The organism is Rhodopseudomonas palustris, from assembly GCF_003226555.1.
Taxonomy (GTDB): Bacteria; Pseudomonadota; Alphaproteobacteria; order Rhizobiales; family Xanthobacteraceae; genus Rhodopseudomonas; species Rhodopseudomonas palustris_I.
In genome coordinates this window covers 546,103-552,616 of the sequence record NZ_QKQS01000013.1, presented here as the reverse complement: position 1 = coordinate 552,616, position 6,514 = coordinate 546,103, and the positions used below count along the sequence as shown (strand labels likewise).

12 protein-coding genes are annotated in these 6,514 nt (G+C 63.9%); all 12 read left to right on the top strand.

Annotation, left to right across the window (positions count from 1 at the left end; all coding sequences use genetic code 11):
* The coding region (tuf, locus tag DNX69_RS10355) for an elongation factor Tu (protein WP_110786064.1) at positions 1–1,185 on the top strand (1,185 nt) is incomplete at its 5' end.
* Positions 1,186–1,274: 89 nt separating this feature from the next.
* Positions 1,275–1,583, top strand: a complete 309-nt coding sequence (gene rpsJ, locus DNX69_RS10350) for a 30S ribosomal protein S10 (protein WP_002712302.1) — start codon at positions 1,275–1,277, stop codon at positions 1,581–1,583.
* A gap of 50 nt (positions 1,584–1,633) precedes the next feature.
* Positions 1,634–2,359: a 50S ribosomal protein L3 gene (gene rplC, locus DNX69_RS10345; RefSeq protein WP_011158795.1), complete on the top strand. Its 726-nt coding sequence runs from the start codon at positions 1,634–1,636 to the stop codon at positions 2,357–2,359.
* A 1-nt stretch (position 2,360) separates the two neighbouring features.
* Positions 2,361–2,981, top strand: coding sequence for a 50S ribosomal protein L4 (gene rplD / locus DNX69_RS10340; protein WP_107346648.1), 621 nt, complete (start codon positions 2,361–2,363; stop codon positions 2,979–2,981).
* The gene (locus tag DNX69_RS10335) at positions 2,978–3,277 is read left to right on the top strand and encodes a 50S ribosomal protein L23 (RefSeq protein WP_011158793.1); all 300 of its coding nucleotides are present in this window, start codon (positions 2,978–2,980) and stop codon (positions 3,275–3,277) included. Before rplD ends, DNX69_RS10335 begins: the two co-directional genes overlap by 4 nt.
* Before the next feature lie 13 nt (positions 3,278–3,290).
* Complete coding sequence (gene rplB / locus DNX69_RS10330) at positions 3,291–4,127, top strand: 50S ribosomal protein L2 (RefSeq protein ID WP_110785883.1); 837 nt, start codon at positions 3,291–3,293, stop codon at positions 4,125–4,127.
* Positions 4,128–4,138: 11 nt separating this feature from the next.
* The gene (gene rpsS, locus DNX69_RS10325; RefSeq protein ID WP_011158791.1) at positions 4,139–4,417 is read left to right on the top strand and encodes a 30S ribosomal protein S19; all 279 of its coding nucleotides are present in this window, start codon (positions 4,139–4,141) and stop codon (positions 4,415–4,417) included.
* Between the two features lie 10 nt (positions 4,418–4,427).
* Complete coding sequence (gene rplV / locus DNX69_RS10320) at positions 4,428–4,811, top strand: 50S ribosomal protein L22 (RefSeq protein ID WP_110785882.1); 384 nt, start codon at positions 4,428–4,430, stop codon at positions 4,809–4,811.
* 22 nt (positions 4,812–4,833) lie between these two features.
* Positions 4,834–5,541, top strand: a complete 708-nt coding sequence (gene rpsC, locus DNX69_RS10315) for a 30S ribosomal protein S3 (RefSeq protein WP_110785881.1) — start codon at positions 4,834–4,836, stop codon at positions 5,539–5,541.
* A gap of 32 nt (positions 5,542–5,573) precedes the next feature.
* Entirely contained in the window at positions 5,574–5,987 is a 414-nt protein-coding gene (gene rplP, locus DNX69_RS10310; protein WP_013501921.1) for a 50S ribosomal protein L16, read from the top strand.
* Positions 5,988–5,992: 5 nt separating this feature from the next.
* Positions 5,993–6,202, top strand: coding sequence for a 50S ribosomal protein L29 (gene rpmC, locus DNX69_RS10305; protein WP_013501922.1), 210 nt, complete (start codon positions 5,993–5,995; stop codon positions 6,200–6,202).
* A gap of 12 nt (positions 6,203–6,214) precedes the next feature.
* Complete coding sequence (gene rpsQ, locus DNX69_RS10300) at positions 6,215–6,463, top strand: 30S ribosomal protein S17 (RefSeq protein WP_110785880.1); 249 nt, start codon at positions 6,215–6,217, stop codon at positions 6,461–6,463.
* Positions 6,464–6,514 lie beyond the last annotated feature (51 nt).

Sequence of the window (6,514 nt, the reverse complement as noted above, 5' to 3'; positions counted from 1 at the left end):
AAAGCAAAGTTTGAACGTACGAAGCCGCATTGCAACATCGGGACGATCGGTCACGTCGACCATGGCAAGACGTCGCTGACGGCGGCGATCACCAAGGTTCTGGCGGAGACGGGCGGTGCGACGTTCACGGCCTATGACCAGATTGACAAGGCGCCGGAAGAGAAGGCGCGCGGCATCACGATTTCGACCGCGCATGTCGAGTACGAGACGCAGAACCGTCACTACGCGCACGTCGACTGCCCCGGCCACGCCGACTACGTCAAGAACATGATCACTGGTGCGGCGCAGATGGACGGCGCGATCCTGGTGGTGTCGGCGGCCGACGGCCCGATGCCGCAGACCCGCGAGCACATCCTCTTGGCCCGTCAGGTCGGCGTGCCGGCGCTGGTGGTGTTCCTGAACAAGTGCGACATGGTCGACGATCCGGAACTGCTCGAGCTGGTCGAGATGGAAGTGCGCGAGCTGCTGTCGAAGTACGACTTCCCGGGCGACGACATTCCGATCGTCAAGGGCTCGGCGCTGGCGGCGCTGGAGAACTCCGATCCGAAGCTCGGCCACGACGCGATCCTCGAGCTGATGAAGCAGGTCGACGCCTACATCCCGCAGCCGGAGCGTCCGATCGACCAGCCGTTCCTGATGCCGGTCGAAGACGTGTTCTCGATCTCGGGCCGCGGCACCGTGGTGACCGGCCGTGTCGAACGCGGCGTGATCAAGGTCGGTGAGGAAATCGAGATCGTCGGCATCCGCCCGACGCAGAAGACCACCTGCACCGGCGTCGAAATGTTCCGCAAGCTGCTCGATCAGGGCCAGGCGGGCGACAACATCGGCGCGCTGCTGCGCGGTACCAAGCGTGAAGAAGTCGAGCGTGGCCAAGTGCTGTGCAAGCCGGGTTCGGTGAAGCCGCACACCAAGTTCAAGGCCGAGGCCTACATCCTGACCAAGGAAGAGGGCGGCCGTCACACTCCGTTCTTCACCAACTATCGCCCGCAGTTCTACTTCCGCACCACCGACGTGACCGGTGTGGTGCATCTGCCGGAAGGCACCGAGATGGTGATGCCGGGCGACAACATCGCCATGGAAGTGCACCTGATCGTGCCGATCGCGATGGAAGAAAAGCTGCGCTTCGCCATCCGCGAAGGCGGCCGCACGGTGGGCGCCGGCGTCGTCGCCGCGATCATCGAGTAAGCGGGGAATAGCGAATAGAGAGCGGCGGATGGTGTGTCCGTTCGCCGCTCACTACTCACCATTCGCGACACGAAAGAAAGAATACGGCAATGAACGGCCAGAATATTCGCATTCGCCTCAAGGCGTTCGACCATCGGATTCTCGATACGTCGACCCGTGAGATCGTCAACACCGCGAAGCGAACCGGTGCGCAGGTGCGCGGGCCGATCCCGCTGCCGACCCGGATCGAGAAGTTCACCGTCAACCGTTCGCCGCACGTCGACAAGAAGAGCCGCGAGCAGTTCGAGATGCGCACCCACAAGCGCCTGCTCGACATCGTCGACCCGACCCCGCAGACCGTCGATGCTCTGATGAAGCTCGACCTGGCTGCCGGCGTCGACGTCGAAATCAAGCTCTGAGATTGTAACGTCCGGTTATCGAACGGACAGAAAGAACAGGAAGCACGCCGATGCGCTCCGGAGTGATCGCACAGAAGGTCGGGATGACGCGGGTCTTTACAGAGGCCGGCGAGCATATCCCTGTGACCGTGCTGAAGCTTGGCAATTGCCAGGTGTTGGGCCACCGCACCAAAGAGAAGAACGGCTACGTGGCGCTGCAGGTCGGCTCCGGCTCGCGCAAGACCGTGTACATGCCGAAGGCCGAGCGCGGCCAGTTCGCCGCCGCCAAGGTCGAGCCGAAGCGTAAGGTCGAAGAGTTCCGCGTGTCCGAGGACGCGCTGCTCCCGGTCGGCGCCGAGATCCAGGCCGATCACTTCGTCGTCGGCCAGTTCGTCGACGTCACCGGCACTTCGACCGGTAAGGGCTTCGCCGGCGGTATGAAGCGCTGGAACTTCGGCGGTCTGCGCGCCACTCACGGCGTGTCGGTGTCGCACCGTTCGATCGGTTCGACCGGTGGTCGTCAGGACCCCGGCAAGACCTTCAAGAACAAGAAGATGCCGGGCCACATGGGCGTCGATCGCGTCACCACGCTGAACCTGCGGGTGGTGCAGACCGATGTCGAGCGCGGGCTGATCCTGGTCGAGGGCGCTGTGCCCGGCACCAAGGGTGGCTGGATTCGCGTGCGTGACGCGGTGAAGAAGGCGCTGCCGGCGGATGCGCCGAAGCCGGGCAAGTTCCGGCTCGCCAATGGCGATGCGGCTGCGGAAGCGCCGGCCGCCGAGCAGGAAGGTGCGTGAGATGGAACTGAAAGTCACCACCCTTGAGGGTAAGGAAGCCGGCTCGGTCCAGCTCTCCGACGAGATCTTCGGTCTGGAGCCGCGCACCGACATCATTCAGCGTTGTGTGATCTGGCAGCTCGCCAAACGGCAGGCCGGCACTCACAAGGCGAAGGGGCGCGCCGAAGTTTGGCGCACCGGCAAGAAGATGTACAAGCAGAAGGGCACCGGCGGTGCTCGTCACGGTTCGCAGCGTGTGCCGCAGTTCCGTGGCGGCGGTCGCGCCTTCGGCCCGGTGGTGCGTTCGCACGCCATCGACCTGCCGAAGAAGGTGCGTATCCTGGCGCTGCGTCATGCGCTCTCGGCCAAGGCCAAGGGCGGCGGTCTGATCGTGCTCGACAAGGCCGAGCTCGAAGCCGCCAAGACCAAGACGCTGGTCGGTCATTTCTCGGGCCTCGGCCTGGAGAGCGCGCTGATCATCGACGGTGCCGAGGTGAACAACGGCTTCGCCGCGGCGGCCCGCAACATCCCGAACATCGACGTGCTGCCGGTTCAGGGCATCAACGTCTATGACATTCTGCGCCGCAAGAAGCTGGTGCTGACCAAGGCGGCGGTCGATGCGTTGGAGGCGCGCTTCAAATGAAATCCATCGATCCGCGCCATTACGACGTGATCGTTGCGCCGGTCGTGACTGAAAAGTCCACGATGGCGTCCGAACACAACAAGGTCGTGTTCAAGGTGCAAGGCGGCGCGACCAAGCCGCAAATCAAAGAAGCCGTCGAAAAGCTGTTCGACGTCAAGGTGAAGAGCGTGAACACGCTGGTGCGCAAGGGCAAGACCAAAGCCTTCCGCGGCACCTTCGGCACGCAGTCGGACGTCAAGCGTGCGGTCGTGACCTTGGAAGAAGGCCACCGCATCGACGTCACCACCGGACTGTGAGGCGGGACCGACCATGGCATTGAAAACCTTTAATCCCACGACGCCGGGCCAGCGCCAGCTGGTGATGGTCGATCGTTCGGCGCTGTACAAGGGCAAGCCGGTCAAGCGGCTGACCGAAGGCAAGATCTCGAACGGCGGTCGTAACAACACCGGTCGGATCACCGTGCGGTTCCGCGGCGGCGGTCACAAGCAGACCTACCGCATCGTCGATTTCAAGCGCACCAAGGTCGACGTTCCGGCCAAGGTCGAGCGCCTGGAATACGATCCGAACCGCACCGCGTTCATCGCGCTGATCAAGTACGAGGACGGCGAGCAGGCCTACATCCTGGCGCCGCAGCGTCTGGCGGTCGGCGACACCGTGATCGCCGGCGCCTATGTTGACGTGAAGCCGGGCAACGTCATGCCGCTGGGCAACATGCCGATCGGCACCATCGTGCACAACGTCGAGCTGAAGATCGGCAAGGGTGGTCAGCTGGCGCGTTCGGCCGGCACCTACGCCCAGATCGTCGGTCGCGACCACGACTACGTGATCCTGCGCATGAACTCGGGCGAACAGCGCCTGATTCACGGCCGCTGCATCGGTGCGATCGGTGCGGTGTCGAATCCGGACCACATGAACATCTCGATCGGCAAGGCCGGTCGCAAGCGCTGGCTCGGCCGTCGCCCGCACAACCGCGGCGTCGTCATGAACCCGATCGACCACCCGCACGGCGGCGGCGAAGGCCGCACCTCGGGCGGCCGTCACCCGGTCACCCCGTGGGGCAAGCCGACCAAGGGTAAGAAGACCCGTTCGAACAAGTCGACCGACAAGTTCATCCTCATCAGCCGCCACAAGCGGAAGAAGAAGTAAGGAAGCCGGACATGGTTCGCTCAGTCTGGAAGGGCCCGTTCGTCGAGGCCTCGCTGCTGAAGAAGGCCGATGCCGCGCGCGCGTCGGGCCGTCACGACGTGATCAAGATCTGGAGCCGCCGCTCGACCATCCTGCCGCAGTTCGTCGGCCTGACCTTCGGCGTCTACAACGGCCAGAAGCACGTCCCGGTGTCGGTGAACGAGGAAATGGTGGGTCACAAGTTCGGCGAGTTCTCGCCGACCCGCACTTTCCACGGCCACGCCGGCGACAAGAAGTCGAAGAAGGGTTGAGGACGAGACGATGAGCAAACCCAAGCGCGAACGTGGCCTGCCTGATAACGAGGCCAAGGCTGTCGCCAGGATGCTTCGCGTCTCTCCGCAGAAGCTCAACCTGGTCGCCCAACTGATCCGTGGTCGCAAGGCGTCGGCGGCTCTCGCCGATCTCGCCTTTTCGCGCAAGCGGATCGCGGTCGATGTCAAGAAGTGCCTCGAATCGGCTATCGCCAACGCCGAGAACAATCACGATCTCGACGTCGATGCGCTGGTCGTCTCGGAAGCCCATGTCGGCAAGGGCATCGTGATGAAGCGTTTCACCCCGCGCGGCCGTGGTCGTTCGGGCCGTATTTTCAAACCCTTCGCGCAGCTGACGATCGTCGTTCGTCAGGTCGAAGAAGCAAGCGCTTAAGCGAAGGCGCGGGAGACTTTCGATGGGTCAAAAGATCAATCCGATCGGGCTGCGGCTGGGCATCAACCGGACGTGGGATTCCCGTTGGTTCGCCGGCAAGAACGAGTACGGCAGGCTGCTGCACGAGGACGTCAAGATCCGCGAGATCCTGCACAAGGAACTGAAGCAGGCGGCGGTTGCGCGCATCGTGATCGAGCGTCCGCACAAGAAGTGCCGCGTGACGATCCATTCGGCGCGTCCCGGCGTGGTGATCGGCAAGAAGGGCGCCGACATCGACAAGCTGCGTAAGAAGGTCGCCGACATCACCTCGTCCGACGTGGTGATCAACATCGTCGAAATCCGCAAGCCCGAGCTCGACGCGACCCTGGTCGCGGAGTCGATCGCGCAGCAGCTCGAGCGCCGCGTCGCGTTCCGCCGCGCGATGAAGCGGGCGGTGCAGTCGGCGATGCGTCTCGGCGCCGAGGGCATCCGGATCAACTGCTCGGGCCGCCTCGGCGGTGCCGAAATCGCCCGTATGGAGTGGTATCGCGAGGGCCGCGTTCCGCTGCACACCCTGCGCGCCGACATCGACTACGGCGTCGCGACCGCGTTCACGACCTTCGGCACCTGCGGCGTCAAGGTCTGGATCTTCAAGGGCGAGATCCTCGAGCACGATCCGATGGCCCAGGACAAGCGCATGGCCGAAGGCGATGGTGGCGGTTCGTCCCGTCCGCGCCGCGACGCCGCCTGATCGCGCAGAATTCGAATTGAGGGCGTAAAGCCATGATGCAACCAAAGAGAACCAAGTTCCGCAAGGCGCACAAGGGCCGCATCCACGGTGTTGCGTCCTCGGGCGCGACCCTGGCTTTCGGTCAGTTCGGCCTGAAGGCGATGGAGCCGGAGCGGATCACCGCACGTCAGATCGAAGCCGCCCGTCGCGCGCTGACCCGTCACATGAAGCGTGCCGGCCGCGTCTGGATCCGGATCTTCCCCGACCTTCCGGTGTCGAAGAAGCCGGCCGAAGTCCGCATGGGCTCCGGCAAGGGTTCGCCGGAATTGTGGGTCGCTCGCGTCAAGCCGGGCCGGGTGATGTTCGAGATCGACGGCGTCAACCAGCAGATCGCCCGCGAGGCGCTGACGCTCGCCGCCGCCAAGCTGCCGATCAAGACGCGCTTCGTCGCGCGTATCGCGGAGTAATCGTGATGGCTGAGATGAAGACCGCCGACATTCGGGCGATGAGCGAAGACCAGATGGACGACGCGATCCTGGGCCTGAAGAAGGAGCGCTTCAACCTTCGGTTCCAGCGCGCCACCGGCCAGCTCGAGAACACTTCCCGGCTCCGCGAGGCTCGCCGCGACATCGCCCGCATCAAGACCATCGCCGCGCAGAAGCGCGCCGGCAAGACGAAGTAAGGACCTTTACACATGCCGAAGAGGACCCTGCAGGGCGTGGTCGTCAGCGACAAGCAAGAAAAGACGATCGTGGTGCGCGTCGACCGCCGCTTCACTCACCCGATCTACAAGAAGACGATCCGCCGCTCGAAGAACTACCACGCGCACGACGAGAACAGCCAGTTCAAGCCGGGCGACATGGTGTGGATCGAAGAGAGCAAGCCGATCTCCAAGTTGAAGCGCTGGACCGTCGTCCGGGGCGAACCGAAGAAGACCGCCTAAGCGCGCATTTGCGCATCAGTTTAGCGCGCAATTAGCGCAGCAGAGAGAGGA